The sequence below is a fragment of the Enterobacter cloacae complex sp. P42RS genome (genome assembly GCF_014930595.1).
In the GTDB taxonomy this organism is placed as follows: Bacteria; Pseudomonadota; Gammaproteobacteria; order Enterobacterales; family Enterobacteriaceae; genus Enterobacter; species Enterobacter bugandensis.
In genome coordinates this window covers 1-13347 of record NZ_JADBRK010000004.1, presented here as the reverse complement: position 1 = coordinate 13347, position 13347 = coordinate 1, and the positions used below count along the sequence as shown (strand labels likewise).

The window sequence follows — 13347 nt, the reverse complement described above, 5'->3', positions numbered from 1 at the left end:
GATAATTTCGCAAGTCTATAACTTTCACAACGAAATTATCCATGTTTCAGATTGAGCGCTAATGATAGTGCATTCTGACAGAGTGGATCATGGGGAAAGATCACATCAGGCTGCAATTCCTGTAACAAGAAGCCGTTGATTGCCTGGATTTTGGCCGGACGGGCAAATACCGTCATGCCACGCATGAGGAGGGAATCGCACACCCGGTCGTGCTCGTCCAGCGCTACGGCGACGACCACGCGCGGTTTAAAGCGTCCGCCGGAACGCCCGACGCCCACGCGGCCCTTCTGACACAGCGCATCAAACGCGCGATTAAACTGGTGGATCTGCCAGCCGCCGAACGCCATCTGGCAAAGCCAGGCGAGGGCGGCGACGGTGATGAGTGCGGTGACCATATCGACTCCTTATTGTCCCTCTCCCTGTGGGAGAGGGTTAGGGTGAGGGCATCAGGCCGCTCGATCAGAACATCACTTGCCCACCGGTGACGTTAATCGACTGTCCGGTGCAGTACGACGCTTTCGGACTGGCGTAAAACAGCAGCATGTTCAGCACGTCCTGATAGTCACACCCGCGCTTCAGCGGCACTTTATCGATGTAGTACTGCTCCACTTCCTCAGCCTTGATGCCGAGCTTGGTGGCGTATTGCGGCAGCAGGGACTGGAACATCGGCGATTTCAGCAGGTTGCCCAGCATCAGCGAGTGCACGGTAATCCCGTATTCGGCCAGATCCAGCGCCAGGGACTGGGTCAGCCCCACGCCGCCAAACTTCGCCGCGCTGTAGCCGGAGTTGTGCTTGCTGCCCACTTTCCCCGATTTTGAGTTGATCTGAATAATGCGCCCCTGAATCCCGTCGCGGATCATCAGGCGGGAAAACTCGCGGGCGCAAAGGAAATAGCCCACCAGATTCACCTGCAGCGAGCGGTCAAAATCCCCCAGTTCGAAATCGCTGATAAACGCCGCTTTCGCAATCCCCGCGCTGTAGACCAGCAGGTCGGTGCGCCCAAAAATCTCGTCCACGCCGCGGGCCAGCGCCATCACGCTCTGCTCGCTGGTGGCGTCGGCACCAAACCCGTACGCCATCCCTTCGCCAAACTCGGTGTTAATGGTGTCCGCCACGCGGGCGGCTTTTTCACTCTGAATGTCCACTACCGCCACGCGGTAGCCCTCTGCGGCAAGCCCACGGCAGAGGAACTCGCCTAAGGTTTGTCCCCCACCAATGACAACGGCAACCTGACTCATGTGACTCTCCTTAATTACGCAACAAATTTTAACGTGCAGCCTGGGGTGACAGCCTGCGGAACCGGGCCATCCACGTGAACCGTACCGGGGTATTCCGCCTGCGGCTGGCCGTCGAAGCGCAGGGTGATGTGGCCGAGCTCGCGCAGGTTTTGTTCGGCCACGTCGCCGACGGCGGTGACGGCATAGCGCGCCTCGCCCAGCTCCAGTTGGCTTCCGGCCTTCAGCTCGCCGTTCAGTTCGCCGTGGCAGTGGATAAAGCAAAACTCTTCGATATCCGCCGGAGCGCCTTCGCGGAAGGTGATCAGCATCTGGTCGCTCAGCGCGTCCGCTGCGCTCTGGCCGATGCGGGTAATGGTGGTCTGGTAAATGACGTTCATTGCAGGAACCTCTTATTGATAGATAAAGCCGGAGACAAACCAGGCAATCAGCACCGTCGGCGCGCCCGTCAGGAAGCGGCTCACCAGCACGGACGGCACGCCCACGCGCACGGTGTCCTGGCGCGCTTCGGCCAGCGACAGCCCCACGGGGATGAAGTCGCACGCCGCCTGGGCGTTAATGGCAAACAGGGCGGGCAGGGCGAGGTGCGGAGGAATGTTCCCCAGTCCAATCTGCACGCCAATCAGCACGCCGATGACCTGGGCAATCACCGCGCCCGGGCCGAGGAATGGCGACAGCAGCGGGAAGGAGCAGATCAGCGCCAGCGTCACCAGCCCGAGCGGGTGGCTGGCGAGCGGGGCGAGGCCGTGGGCAATCCAGTCGCCCAGGCCGGACGCCATGATGATGCCGATCAGCGCCGAGACGAACGCCATAAACGGCAGAATCGTTTTCAGCACCGTGTCGATAGTGTCGCGCCCGGACTGGAACAGCACCGCCACGGCGGAGCCCATCCCCATCCCGACCTTCGCCAGTAGGCCGTCGCTCTGCTCGGTGATTTTCTTGCTGGTGTCGTACTCGCGCGGGGCTGCTTTTTGCGGCGCGGCAGTGCCATTCACCAGAGTGATGTTGTCCTCCTTCACGCCCGAGACATAAATGTCCTCAAGGATGTACTGCGCCAGCGGGCCGGATTTCCCGGTGGAGTGAATATTCACCGTCGGAATGCGGCGCTTCGGATAGATGCCGCAGCGCAGCGTGCCGCCGCAGTCAATCACCGCCACGCCGATGTCCGCTTCCGGCGGCTCGCCCTCTTTAAAGCCGTCAACCGCTTCCCAGCCGGTCAGCTCGCGCAGCTTGTCGACAATCGCCGGGCGCGTGCCCGCGGTGATGTAGACGATCTTTTTGCCTTCGGTGGCGTCGAACTCCAGCGGGCCGCCCCAGCCGCCCGTGCCTTTCTCAATGCGGATCCGGTTCATGCTGTCGCTCCTGAAAGATGGACCTTCTGTTCAAGCTGGATGCCCATTTTTTTCTCGAAAATAGCGGTGGTGAGGTCAGTCACCCAGCCGCGGAAGAAGTTGGTCACCAGGCCAACCAGCAGGTAGCTCACCGCCAGCGGGCCGAGCGGCAGGCCAAGCGTGGTAAGGCCGCTGGCGATCCCGAGGTAGACAAACAGCTCTCCGGGGTTGATGTGCGGGAACAGGCCGTTCATCGAGTGGCAGCTGTAGGAGGCGGCGGCGTAGTAGCTCGGCTTGTACTTTTCCGGCATAAAGCGGCCGAGGCTTAAGGTCATCGGGTTACAGAAAACAAAGGTGCCGATGAATGGCAATATCAGGTAGCGGGACAGCGGGTTACCGGCGCAGCGCTGGGCAAAGCGTTCGATGCGCTGCTGGCCGATAAAGTTGATCAGCGCGTTCATGATCACCAGCAGGCTGATCAGCAGGGGCAGGATCCCGGTCACCATGCCGGTGAACACTTCTCCGCCTTTCTGAAACAGCCCGATGAACCACTCGGCGCCGTGGGTAATGGTCTCTATCATTCTTCTCTCCTGTGGGGCTTTTTTGTTTTTGTATAACTGCGGCTAATAATAATCACTTTGAAAGGTTTTAAAGTGTTAGTTGGATCTCACAATGAAAGAAAAATGTATTATTTTGAAAGTTAATTGGTGGGGTGAATGATATTCGGTGGAAAAAAGCGCGGATTTGCGTTGTGGAGGCGCGTACCGCTTCCTTGAGGTGTTGCGGATGCTTTACCATACTGGGTTCTTATCGAACCCGTTAAATGGATGTCTCATGTTCAAGCGTCGTTATGCAGCGCTGTTGCCTGCGCTTATCCTGCTGTCTGCCTGTAGCAGCAAACCTAAGACCGAAGCCGTTCAGCAAACGGCGGGCGCGCCTTCCGGGGGATTCCTGCTGGAGCCGCAGCACAATATGATGCAGATGGGAGGCGACTTCGCGAATAACCCGGCGGCCGAGCAGTTCATCGATAAAATGGTGAGCAAACACGGTTTCGACCGCCAGCAGCTGCATGAAATTTTGTCTCAGGCGAAGCGTCTGGACTACGTTCTGCGCCTGATGGACAGGCAGGCACCATCCGCCCAGGTGCCGAGCGGGCCGAACGGCGCATGGCTGCGCTACCGCAAACAGTTTATTACCCCGGACAACGTGCAAAACGGCGTGGCGTTCTGGAACCAGTATGAAGATGCGCTCAACCGCGCGTGGCAGGTTTACGGCGTGCCGCCGGAAATCATCGTCGGGATTATCGGCGTAGAGACCCGCTGGGGGCGCGTGATGGGCAAAACCCGCATCCTCGACGCACTGGCGACACTCTCCTTTAACTACCCGCGCCGCGCGGAGTATTTCTCTTCCGAGCTGGAAACCTTCCTGCTGATGGCGCGCAACGAGCAGGACGATCCGCTCGATCTGAAAGGGTCATTTGCCGGCGCGATGGGTTACGGCCAGTTTATGCCGTCGTCCTATAAACAGTATGCCGTCGACTTTAACGGGGATGGTCACATTAACCTGTGGGATCCGGTGGATGCCATCGGCAGCGTGGCGAACTACTTTAAAGCGCACGGCTGGACGCCGGGCGGCCAGGTTGCCGTGCAGGCGAACGGCGAAGCGTTTGGTCTGGAAAACGGCTTTAAAACCAAATACAGCGTTGCGCAGCTGACGGCGGCAGGCTTAACGCCAACCCAGCCGCTAGGCAATGTTGACCAGGTGAGCCTGCTGCGTCTGGACGTGGGAACCGGCTACCAGTACTGGTACGGCATGCCGAACTTCTACACCATCACCCGCTACAACCATAGCACCCACTATGCGATGGCGGTGTGGCAACTGGGGCTGGCGGTATCGCAGGCTCGCGTCCCGGCGGCGTCGCCGTTTAGTCAGTAACTCGCCTTATTCCGCCCTCTCCCTGTGGGAGAGGGCACCCGCGCGCACCTCTTTCCCGCAGAAACATTTCGCCACACTCCCATTTCATTCCCGCCGTTTACATCTTCATCGTCTTTCATTATTGTTATGTTATAACATTATTTTTGAGTTGAAATATCCATGTCCCTGTTTTCTCTCTCATCCCCGGTTCGGCTGCTGCTGGCGATGGTGCTCATTCTGTTTCTCGGGCTGGCCGTGCGCTGGGCGGTGGCGCTGCCATGATCGTGATGAACGCACTGGTTGCGGGCTACGACCGCCAGCCCGTCACGCGTCCGCTTTCGGGCATGATTGAACGCGGCAGCATGACCGCGATTATCGGCGCCAACGGCTGCGGCAAATCCACGCTGCTGAAAACCCTCGCCGGATTTATTCCGCCCGTCAGCGGCAGATTTCACTGGCAGGGTAGACGACCGGTAATCGGCTGGCTGGCGCAGCGTCACGCGCTGGAAGCGCAATTTCCGCTGACCGTCCAGGACGTGGTGAGCATGGGCTGCTGGCCCGGAATTTCGCTTTTCGCCGGTTTTCGTCGCGAAGCGCGTCTGCGCATTAGTGGTGCACTTGAGCGCGTGGGGCTGGAGTCGATGGCGCTCTCCACCATTGATGAACTCTCCGGCGGCCAGTTTCAGCGCATGCTTTTTGCCCGCGTGTTAGTACAGCAGGCGCCGCTGGTGATGCTCGACGAGCCCTTCACCGGCGTTGATGAAGCGACCTGCAACGTGCTGATGGATCTGATGCTGGAGATGTATATGCAGGGGCAAACGCTGCTCGCGGTACTGCACGACAGCGAGCGCGTGGCGCGCCACTTCCCGCAGACGCTGCGGCTGGATGCTGACGCCCCCCAGTGGAAAACCGAACGGGTGAGGGTGGCATGATCTGGCACACATTCTTCCAGCCGTTTATCGAATTCGGCTTTATGCGCCGCGCGCTGGTGGTTTGCCTGGCGCTCTCCGTCAGCACCACCGCGCTCGGCGTGTTTCTTCAGCTGCGCCGGATGAGCCTGATGGGAGATGCGCTTTCTCACGCCATTTTGCCCGGCGTCGCCGTGGGGTATTTGCTCAGCGGGATGTCGCTGTTGGCTATGACCGTCGGCGGGTTTATCGCCGGGATTGCCGTTGCGCTGGTGGCCGGGCTGGTCAGCCGCCGCACGCCGCTGAAAGAGGATGCCAGCTTTGCCGGTTTTTACCTGGGGTCACTGGCGCTGGGCGTCACGCTGGTATCTCTGCGCGGCTCGAATGTCGATCTGCTGCATCTGCTGTTTGGCTCAATCCTCGCGGTGGACAACGACGCCGCGCTGTTTGTGACCGGCGTGTGCATCTTCACCCTTATCATGCTGGCCCTTTTTTACCGCGGGCTGGTGACGGAGGCGTTTGACACCGCCTGGCTGCAGGTGAATGCCCGCTGGCTACCAGGCTTATTGCACGGTCTGTTTCTGGCGCTGCTGGTCCTGAACCTGGTGGCCGGTTTTCAGGTGCTCGGCACGCTGATGGCCGTCGGGCTGATGATGCTCCCGGCGGTGGCGGCGCGCTGTTGGGTCCGCACCTTACCCGGATTACTCCTGATGGCTGGTATCAGCGGTATTTTCTGCGCGTGGCTGGGGCTAAGCCTCTCCTGGGCGGCAAGTTTACCCGCGGGGCCATCTATTGTGCTGACCGCCAGCGCGCTGTTCTTTATTTCCGTTTTATTTGGCACGCGCAGCAGGCTGGCTGGCAGCCTGCGGGCGCTTTATTAACGCAAGGGGAAACGATGAAAAGTACAGGATTAATCATGGCGCTAGCGCTGGGGATGATGTCGCATAGCGTGATGGCGAAAACGCTGAATGTGGTCACCAGCTTTTCGATACTGGGGGATATCGCGCAGGAGGTGGGGGGCGATCGTGTAAACGTGACGACGCTGGTGGGGCCGGACGGCGATCCCCATACCTTCGAACCGTCGCCTAAGGACAGCGCGGCGCTGAGCAAGGCTGACGTGGTCGTGGTCAACGGTTTAGGGCTGGAAGGCTGGCTCGACCGCCTGGTGAAAGCCTCCGGGTTCAAAGGCCAGCTGGTCGTTGCCTCAAACGGGGTGAAAACCCACACGCTTGAGGAAGATGGAAAGACCGTGACCGATCCGCACGCCTGGAACAGCGCGGCGAACGGTGCGCTGTATGCGCAAAATATTCTGAACGGGCTGGTGAAAGCCGATCCGGAAGACAAAGCGGCGCTGGAGGCTTCAGGAAAACCTTACATTGAGCAACTGACCCAACTGGACAGCTGGGCCAAAACGCGCTTTAGCCAGATCCCGCAGGAAAAGCGCAAAGTGCTGACCAGCCATGACGCGTTTGGTTATTTTGGCCGCGCTTACGGCGTAACCTTCCTGGCACCTCAAGGACTCTCTTCAGAGAGCGAGGCCAGCGCGTCGCAGGTGGCGGAGATTATCAAGCAGATTAAAGCCGACGGCGTGAAAACGTGGTTTATGGAAAACCAGCTCGATCCGCGTCTGGTGAAGCAGATTGCGTCGGCGACGGGCGCACAGCCGGGCGGCGAACTTTACCCGGAAGCCCTGTCGGCAAAAGGTGGGGCAGCAGACACCTACGTTAAGGCGTTTCGCCATAATGTCGATACGCTTGCGAACAGCATGAAATAATATTTCTACAGCCGGTGCGCCCGCACCGGCTTTTTTCTGAAGCCCCCTCGTAAAACCTGAAGCGCATCCCCATATCTGACGAGAAAGTGCTATCTTGTGCTGCACGTTTTTCTCAAGCCTGGAGCTAGAATGACTGACCATGAATTGATGCAGCTAAGCGAGATCGTTGGCCTTGCCCTGAAGCAGCGTGGCGCGACAATCACCACCGCGGAATCCTGCACCGGCGGCTGGGTGGCGAAAGCGATTACCGATATCGCCGGCAGTTCCGCCTGGTTTGAACGTGGCTTTGTGACCTACAGTAACGAAGCTAAGGCGCAGATGATTGGCGTGCGCGAAGCCACGCTGGAACAGCATGGCGCGGTCAGCGAACCAGTTGTCATTGAAATGGCCATTGGCGCGCTGAAAGAGGCGCGGGCAGATTACGCCATTTCCATCAGCGGCATCGCGGGGCCGGACGGCGGCAGCGACGTGAAGCCTGTCGGCACCGTCTGGTTCGGGTTTGCCACGTCCAAAGGGGAAGGGATCACCCGCCGGGAGTGCTTCAGCGGCGATCGCGAAAGCGTGCGTCGTCAGGCTACCGTTTATGCGTTAAAAACGCTCTGGCAACAATTTCTACAAAACACTTGATACTGTATGACTATACAGTATAATTGCACCAACAGAACAGAAGTCCATGGTGAAGCGCAGTTGCTTCTCCCGGCATGACAGGAGTAATAATGGCTATCGACGAAAACAAACAGAAAGCGTTGGCGGCAGCACTGGGCCAGATCGAAAAGCAATTCGGTAAAGGCTCCATCATGCGCCTGGGTGAAGACCGTTCCATGGATGTGGAAACTATCTCCACCGGTTCGCTTTCTCTGGATATCGCACTGGGCGCGGGCGGTTTGCCGATGGGGCGTATCGTAGAAATCTACGGTCCGGAATCCTCAGGTAAAACGACGCTGACCCTGCAGGTTGTTGCAGCGGCGCAGCGCGAAGGTAAAACCTGTGCGTTTATCGATGCCGAGCACGCGCTGGACCCGGTCTATGCCCGTAAGCTGGGCGTTGATATCGACAACCTGCTGTGTTCCCAGCCGGACACCGGCGAGCAGGCGCTGGAAATTTGTGACGCGCTGGCACGCTCCGGTGCGGTTGACGTGATCATCGTCGACTCCGTTGCGGCGCTGACGCCAAAAGCGGAAATCGAAGGTGAAATCGGTGACTCTCACATGGGCCTCGCGGCACGTATGATGAGCCAGGCGATGCGTAAGCTGGCCGGTAACCTGAAGCAGTCCAATACGCTGCTGATCTTCATCAACCAGATCCGTATGAAAATTGGTGTGATGTTCGGTAACCCGGAAACCACCACTGGTGGTAACGCTCTGAAATTCTACGCCTCTGTCCGTCTGGATATCCGCCGTATCGGCGCGGTGAAAGAGGGCGAGAATGTGGTGGGTAGCGAAACCCGCGTGAAGGTTGTGAAGAACAAAATCGCAGCACCGTTCAAACAGGCTGAATTCCAGATCCTCTACGGCGAAGGTATCAACTTTCTCGGCGAACTGGTTGACCTGGGCGTGAAAGAGAAGCTGATTGAAAAAGCGGGCGCCTGGTACAGCTACAACGGTGACAAGATTGGTCAGGGTAAAGCGAATGCTATCTCCTGGCTGAAAGAGAACCCGGCTGCGGCGAAAGAGATTGAGAAGAAGGTGCGTGAGCTTCTGCTGAACAACCAGGACTCCAAACCTGATTTCGTGGTGGATGCCGCGGATGCTGAAGAAACCAACGAAGACTTTTAAGTCTCTCGTATAAAAATGAAGGGCTGCTGACGCGGCCCTTTTTGCATTTCTGATTCTGCAGGTTTTTTATGAGTGAACCGACATCACGCCGACCCGCCTACGCGCGCTTGCTGGATCGTGCGGTACGCATTCTCGCCGTGCGCGACCACAGTGAACAGGAGCTGCGGCGGAAGCTGTCAGCGCCCGTCATGAGCAAAAACGGGCCGGAAGAGATTGATGCCACTGCGGAAGACTACGACCGCGTGGTGGCCTGGTGCTATGAGCATCATTACCTGGACGATGACCGGTTTGCCTCGCGTTTTCTCGCCAGCCGTGGTCGCAAAGGGTATGGGCCCGCGCGCATCCGCCAGGAGCTAAGCCAGAAAGGGGTGGCCAGGGAGTCCATCGAAAAAGCGATGCGCGAAAGCGACACGGACTGGTGCGAACTGGCAAAAGAGCAGGCGATTCGTAAGTACGGCGAACCGCTGCCGCGTGAATTTTCAGAAAAAGTCAAAATCCAGCGCTTTTTGCTCTACCGCGGCTTTCTGATGGAAGATATTCAGGATATCTGGCGTAATTTTGCCGATTGAACGCATGCGGGATTTTACTTCCCACTAAAGAAAACTTATCTTATTCCCACTTTTTCCAGTAGCTGGTCCGTCCAACGGTTTACCGATACAGGCTGGCTACGACATTTCGTTAGCTTGATTTCAGGATAATTATGAGCAAGAGCACCGCTGAGATCCGTCAGGCGTTTCTCGATTTTTTCCATAGTAAGGGACACCAGGTTGTTGCCAGCAGCTCCCTGGTACCGAACAACGATCCGACTCTGCTGTTTACCAACGCCGGGATGAACCAGTTCAAGGATGTGTTCCTTGGTCTCGACAAGCGTAATTATTCCCGCGCCACAACCTCACAGCGTTGCGTGCGTGCGGGCGGTAAACACAACGACCTGGAAAACGTCGGTTACACCGCGCGCCACCACACCTTCTTCGAAATGCTGGGTAACTTCAGCTTCGGCGACTACTTCAAACATGATGCCATTCAATACGCATGGGAGCTGCTGACCGGTGAAAACTGGTTCAACCTGCCGAAAGAGCGTCTGTGGGTGACCGTCTACGAAACCGATGACGAAGCGTTCGAAATCTGGGAAAAAGAAGTGGGTATCCCGCGCGAGCGTATTATTCGCATCGGTGATAACAAAGGCGCGCCATATGCGTCTGATAACTTCTGGCAGATGGGCGACACCGGTCCTTGCGGTCCGTGCACCGAGATCTTCTACGATCACGGCGACCATATCTGGGGCGGCCCTCCAGGCAGCCCGGAAGAAGACGGCGATCGCTATATTGAGATCTGGAACATCGTCTTCATGCAGTTCAACCGCCAGGCTGACGGCACTATGGAGCCGCTGCCGAAGCCATCCGTTGATACCGGTATGGGCCTGGAGCGTATCGCCGCGGTTCTGCAGCACGTTAACTCCAACTACGAGATTGACCTGTTCAGCACTCTGATCAAAGCCGTTGCGAACGTTACCGGCGCGACCGATCTGAACAACAAATCGCTGCGCGTTATCGCAGACCATATTCGTTCCTGTGCGTTCCTGATTGCCGACGGCGTTATTCCGTCGAATGAAAACCGTGGCTACGTGCTGCGTCGCATCATTCGCCGTGCGATCCGTCACGGCAACATGCTGGGCGCGAAGGACACCTTCTTTTATAAACTCGTTGGGCCACTGATTGGCGTGATGGGGTCAGCCGGCGACGAGCTGAAACGCCAGCAGGCGCAGGTTGAGCAGGTTCTGAAAACCGAAGAAGAGCAGTTCGCTCGTACGCTGGAGCGCGGTCTGGCGCTGCTGGACGAAGAACTGGCGAAGCTTAAGGGTGACACGCTGGATGGCGAAACCGCTTTCCGCCTGTACGACACCTACGGCTTCCCGGTTGACCTGACGGCGGACGTTTGCCGCGAGCGCAACATCAAAGTTGATGAAGCAGGATTTGAAGCTGCGATGGAAGAGCAGCGTCGTCGTGCGCGTGAGTCCAGCGGTTTCGGTGCAGACTACAACGCGATGATCCGCGTTGATAGCGCGTCTGAATTCAAAGGTTATGAAGCGCTGGAACTGACCGGCAAAGTGACCGCCCTGTTTGTTGACGGTAAAGCCGTAGACAGCATCAGCGCGGGTCAGGAAGCCGTTGTCATTCTGGACAAAACGCCGTTCTATGCGGAATCCGGCGGTCAGGTTGGCGATAAAGGCGAACTGAAAGGCAACGGTTTTAGCTTCAGCGTCAGCGACACCCAGAAATACGGTCAGGCGATCGGTCACCAGGGCAAACTGGTATCCGGTTCTCTGAAAGTGGGCGAGGGCGTACAGGCTAACGTTGATGAAGCACGCCGTGCGCGCATTCGTCTGAACCACTCTGCAACCCACCTGATGCACGCAGCCCTGCGCGACGTGCTGGGTACCCACGTTGCACAGAAAGGTTCTCTGGTAAACGATAAAGTGCTGCGCTTCGACTTCTCGCATTTTGAAGCGATGAAGCCGTCTGAAATTCGCGCGGTGGAAGACCTGGTGAACGCGCAGATCCGTCGTAACCTGCCAATTGAGACCCACATCATGGATCTTGAGGACGCGAAGAAAAAAGGTGCGATGGCGCTGTTTGGCGAGAAATATGACGAGCGCGTTCGCGTGCTGAGCATGGGCGACTTCTCTACCGAACTGTGCGGCGGTACTCACGCCTCGCGCACCGGTGACATCGGCCTGTTCCGCATTGTTTCCGAATCCGGTACGGCTGCAGGTGTGCGTCGTATTGAAGCGGTGACCGGTGAAGGCGCAATCGCCAGTCTGCATGCGCAGAGCGATCAGCTGCACGACATCGCGCAGCTGCTGAAAGGCGATAGCCAGAATCTGGGCGAGAAAGTGCGCGTTGCGCTGGATCGCACGCGTCAGCTGGAAAAAGAACTCCAGCAGCTGAAAGAACAGGCTGCGGCGCAGGAGAGTGCAAACCTCTCCAGTAAAGCGGTAGACATTAAGGGCGTCAAACTGCTGGTCAGCGATCTGGCGGGCGTTGAGCCTAAGATGCTGCGTACTATGGTCGACGATCTCAAGAACCAGCTTGGTTCTACCGTTATCGTGCTGGCGACGGTGGCAGAAGGTAAGGTTTCTCTGATTGCGGGCGTCTCTAAGGATGTGACCGACCGCGTTAAAGCAGGGGAACTGATTGGTATGGTCGCTCAGCAGGTGGGCGGCAAGGGTGGCGGTCGTCCGGACATGGCGCAAGCCGGTGGTACGGATGCGGCGGCACTTCCTGCGGCATTAGCCAGCGTTGAAAGCTGGGTAAGCGCGAAACTGTAATAACTACAAAGCACAAGCAGACGCCATAGCGGCAACGTTATGGCGTCTTGTTCACTGTGCTATCGATAACGATAAAGTCAGGTTGAGTTTGTGTATATCGGCTAAACTTACGTTTAACAGAATGTGATGCCGTGACTGCTTACACTTTACGTGTTTGTCATCGCTTACTTTTTGGCGTTATATGATGGATAATGCCGGGATACAAGAGACCCGACTCTTTTAATCTTTCAAGGAGCAAAGAATGCTGATTCTGACTCGTCGAGTTGGTGAGACCCTCATGATTGGGGATGAGGTCACCGTGACAGTTTTAGGGGTAAAGGGTAACCAGGTACGTATTGGTGTTAACGCTCCTAAAGAAGTATCTGTCCACCGTGAAGAGATCTACCAGCGTATCCAGGCTGAAAAATCCCAGCAGTCCAGTTACTGATATTGTCGCGTCTCGCTGTCGGGCGAGACGCAACCCTCCCGGTATTTTTCCTGCTCAAAGTTACCGTTTAATTTCAATCGCTCTCTTTTTAACCACTCCGTTACCCTTAACTCGTCTCAATACCGCCATTTCGGCAGATGTTTTCTGTGGCATTGCCTGCAAAATCCGCTTATAAAACACCCTCTTTGCGGCTTTTACATGCGAATTGCGTGTGATTTGTGCAAACGATAAAAGCTTTTGGAAAATTGTTTGACTTATAAGTCCCAGAAAGTAATATATGCGCCACGCAGCGACGAGAAGCTCTTAACGAGTCACTCGAAGCACTCGAAAGAGGCGTTGTGTGGTGAGGTGGCCGAGAGGCTGAAGGCGCTCCCCTGCTAAGGGAGTATGCGGTCAAAAGCTGCATCCGGGGTTCGAATCCCCGCCTCACCGCCATTTTGCATCCGTAGCTCAGCTGGATAGAGTACTCGGCTACGAACCGAGCGGTCGGAGGTTCGAATCCTCCCGGATGCACCATCTATTACTTCATATTGCTTTCGAAGTGATATGAATATCGAGCAGTACAGTAGTAAATCCCGATGCATCCGTAGCTCAGCTGGATAGAGTACTCGGCTACGAACCGAGCGGTCGGAGGTTCGAATCCTCCCGGATGCA

General features: G+C 57.1%; 14 protein-coding genes and 3 tRNA genes. 12 read left to right on the top strand and 5 right to left on the bottom strand.

Features of this window, described 5'->3' with window-relative positions; genetic code table 11:
• Nucleotides 1-35: 35 nt before the first annotated feature.
• The 5 genes from gutM to srlA all read right to left on the bottom strand — a co-directional run bounded on the left by gutM (nucleotide 36) and on the right by srlA (nucleotide 3148).
• A complete protein-coding gene (gene gutM, locus IM314_RS06000; RefSeq protein ID WP_193358400.1) occupies nucleotides 36-395 on the bottom strand; it encodes a transcriptional regulator GutM in 360 nt (119 codons plus the stop codon).
• A gap of 64 nt (nucleotides 396-459) precedes the next feature.
• The gene (srlD, locus tag IM314_RS05995) at nucleotides 460-1239 is read right to left on the bottom strand and encodes a sorbitol-6-phosphate dehydrogenase (RefSeq protein WP_023294411.1); all 780 of its coding nucleotides are present in this window, start codon (nucleotides 1237-1239) and stop codon (nucleotides 460-462) included.
• A 14-nt stretch (nucleotides 1240-1253) separates the two neighbouring features.
• Nucleotides 1254-1616: a PTS glucitol/sorbitol transporter subunit IIA gene (gene srlB, locus IM314_RS05990; protein ID WP_045261263.1), complete on the bottom strand. Its 363-nt coding sequence runs from the start codon at nucleotides 1614-1616 to the stop codon at nucleotides 1254-1256.
• A gap of 12 nt (nucleotides 1617-1628) precedes the next feature.
• Nucleotides 1629-2588, bottom strand: a complete 960-nt coding sequence (locus IM314_RS05985; protein ID WP_045261264.1) for a PTS glucitol/sorbitol transporter subunit IIB — start codon at nucleotides 2586-2588, stop codon at nucleotides 1629-1631.
• Nucleotides 2585-3148: a PTS glucitol/sorbitol transporter subunit IIC gene (srlA, locus tag IM314_RS05980; RefSeq protein WP_003862164.1), complete on the bottom strand. Its 564-nt coding sequence runs from the start codon at nucleotides 3146-3148 to the stop codon at nucleotides 2585-2587. The genes IM314_RS05985 and srlA overlap by 4 nt, the downstream gene beginning before the upstream one ends.
• Before the next feature lie 253 nt (nucleotides 3149-3401).
• Between srlA and mltB the strand changes: the two genes are divergently transcribed.
• The 12 genes from mltB to IM314_RS05920 all read left to right on the top strand — a co-directional run bounded on the left by mltB (nucleotide 3402) and on the right by IM314_RS05920 (nucleotide 13347).
• Nucleotides 3402-4502: a lytic murein transglycosylase B gene (mltB, locus tag IM314_RS05975; protein ID WP_168733281.1), complete on the top strand. Its 1101-nt coding sequence runs from the start codon at nucleotides 3402-3404 to the stop codon at nucleotides 4500-4502.
• Between the two features lie 257 nt (nucleotides 4503-4759).
• Nucleotides 4760-5413, top strand: a complete 654-nt coding sequence (locus tag IM314_RS05970) for a metal ABC transporter ATP-binding protein (protein ID WP_193358399.1) — start codon at nucleotides 4760-4762, stop codon at nucleotides 5411-5413.
• On the top strand, nucleotides 5410-6270 hold the full coding sequence (locus tag IM314_RS05965; RefSeq protein ID WP_041908508.1) for a metal ABC transporter permease: 861 nt from the start codon (nucleotides 5410-5412) through the stop codon (nucleotides 6268-6270). The genes IM314_RS05970 and IM314_RS05965 overlap by 4 nt, the downstream gene beginning before the upstream one ends.
• Nucleotides 6271-6284: 14 nt before the next feature.
• Nucleotides 6285-7163, top strand: a complete 879-nt coding sequence (locus IM314_RS05960; protein WP_188246053.1) for a metal ABC transporter substrate-binding protein — start codon at nucleotides 6285-6287, stop codon at nucleotides 7161-7163.
• A gap of 129 nt (nucleotides 7164-7292) precedes the next feature.
• Entirely contained in the window at nucleotides 7293-7790 is a 498-nt protein-coding gene (pncC, locus tag IM314_RS05955) for a nicotinamide-nucleotide amidase (RefSeq protein WP_028014190.1), read from the top strand.
• An 89-nt stretch (nucleotides 7791-7879) separates the two neighbouring features.
• On the top strand, nucleotides 7880-8938 hold the full coding sequence (gene recA, locus IM314_RS05950) for a recombinase RecA (protein ID WP_028014189.1): 1059 nt from the start codon (nucleotides 7880-7882) through the stop codon (nucleotides 8936-8938).
• Nucleotides 8939-9006: 68 nt separating this feature from the next.
• A complete protein-coding gene (gene recX / locus IM314_RS05945) occupies nucleotides 9007-9507 on the top strand; it encodes a recombination regulator RecX (protein ID WP_045629917.1) in 501 nt (166 codons plus the stop codon).
• A gap of 131 nt (nucleotides 9508-9638) precedes the next feature.
• Nucleotides 9639-12266, top strand: a complete 2628-nt coding sequence (gene alaS / locus IM314_RS05940; protein WP_028014187.1) for an alanine--tRNA ligase — start codon at nucleotides 9639-9641, stop codon at nucleotides 12264-12266.
• A gap of 241 nt (nucleotides 12267-12507) precedes the next feature.
• Nucleotides 12508-12693, top strand: coding sequence for a carbon storage regulator CsrA (gene csrA, locus IM314_RS05935; RefSeq protein ID WP_000906486.1), 186 nt, complete (start codon nucleotides 12508-12510; stop codon nucleotides 12691-12693).
• 342 nt (nucleotides 12694-13035) lie between these two features.
• Nucleotides 13036-13128, top strand: a tRNA-Ser gene (locus IM314_RS05930).
• 4 nt (nucleotides 13129-13132) lie between these two features.
• A tRNA-Arg gene (locus IM314_RS05925) sits at nucleotides 13133-13209 on the top strand.
• A gap of 64 nt (nucleotides 13210-13273) precedes the next feature.
• Nucleotides 13274-13347 (top strand) — tRNA-Arg (locus IM314_RS05920).

Coding starts and splice junctions, on each gene's coding strand:
- IM314_RS05985 (WP_045261264.1), bottom strand. CDS start 2,588: ATGAACCGGATCCGCATTGAGAAAGGCACGGGCGGCTGGGGCGGCCCG.
- recA (WP_028014189.1), top strand. CDS start 7,880: ATGGCTATCGACGAAAACAAACAGAAAGCGTTGGCGGCAGCACTGGGC.
- alaS (WP_028014187.1), top strand. CDS start 9,639: ATGAGCAAGAGCACCGCTGAGATCCGTCAGGCGTTTCTCGATTTTTTC.
- IM314_RS05960 (WP_188246053.1), top strand. CDS start 6,285: ATGAAAAGTACAGGATTAATCATGGCGCTAGCGCTGGGGATGATGTCG.
- IM314_RS05970 (WP_193358399.1), top strand. CDS start 4,760: ATGATCGTGATGAACGCACTGGTTGCGGGCTACGACCGCCAGCCCGTC.
- gutM (WP_193358400.1), bottom strand. CDS start 395: ATGGTCACCGCACTCATCACCGTCGCCGCCCTCGCCTGGCTTTGCCAG.
- csrA (WP_000906486.1), top strand. CDS start 12,508: ATGCTGATTCTGACTCGTCGAGTTGGTGAGACCCTCATGATTGGGGAT.
- srlB (WP_045261263.1), bottom strand. CDS start 1,616: ATGAACGTCATTTACCAGACCACCATTACCCGCATCGGCCAGAGCGCA.
- recX (WP_045629917.1), top strand. CDS start 9,007: ATGAGTGAACCGACATCACGCCGACCCGCCTACGCGCGCTTGCTGGAT.
- IM314_RS05965 (WP_041908508.1), top strand. CDS start 5,410: ATGATCTGGCACACATTCTTCCAGCCGTTTATCGAATTCGGCTTTATG.
- srlD (WP_023294411.1), bottom strand. CDS start 1,239: ATGAGTCAGGTTGCCGTTGTCATTGGTGGGGGACAAACCTTAGGCGAG.
- pncC (WP_028014190.1), top strand. CDS start 7,293: ATGACTGACCATGAATTGATGCAGCTAAGCGAGATCGTTGGCCTTGCC.
- srlA (WP_003862164.1), bottom strand. CDS start 3,148: ATGATAGAGACCATTACCCACGGCGCCGAGTGGTTCATCGGGCTGTTT.
- mltB (WP_168733281.1), top strand. CDS start 3,402: ATGTTCAAGCGTCGTTATGCAGCGCTGTTGCCTGCGCTTATCCTGCTG.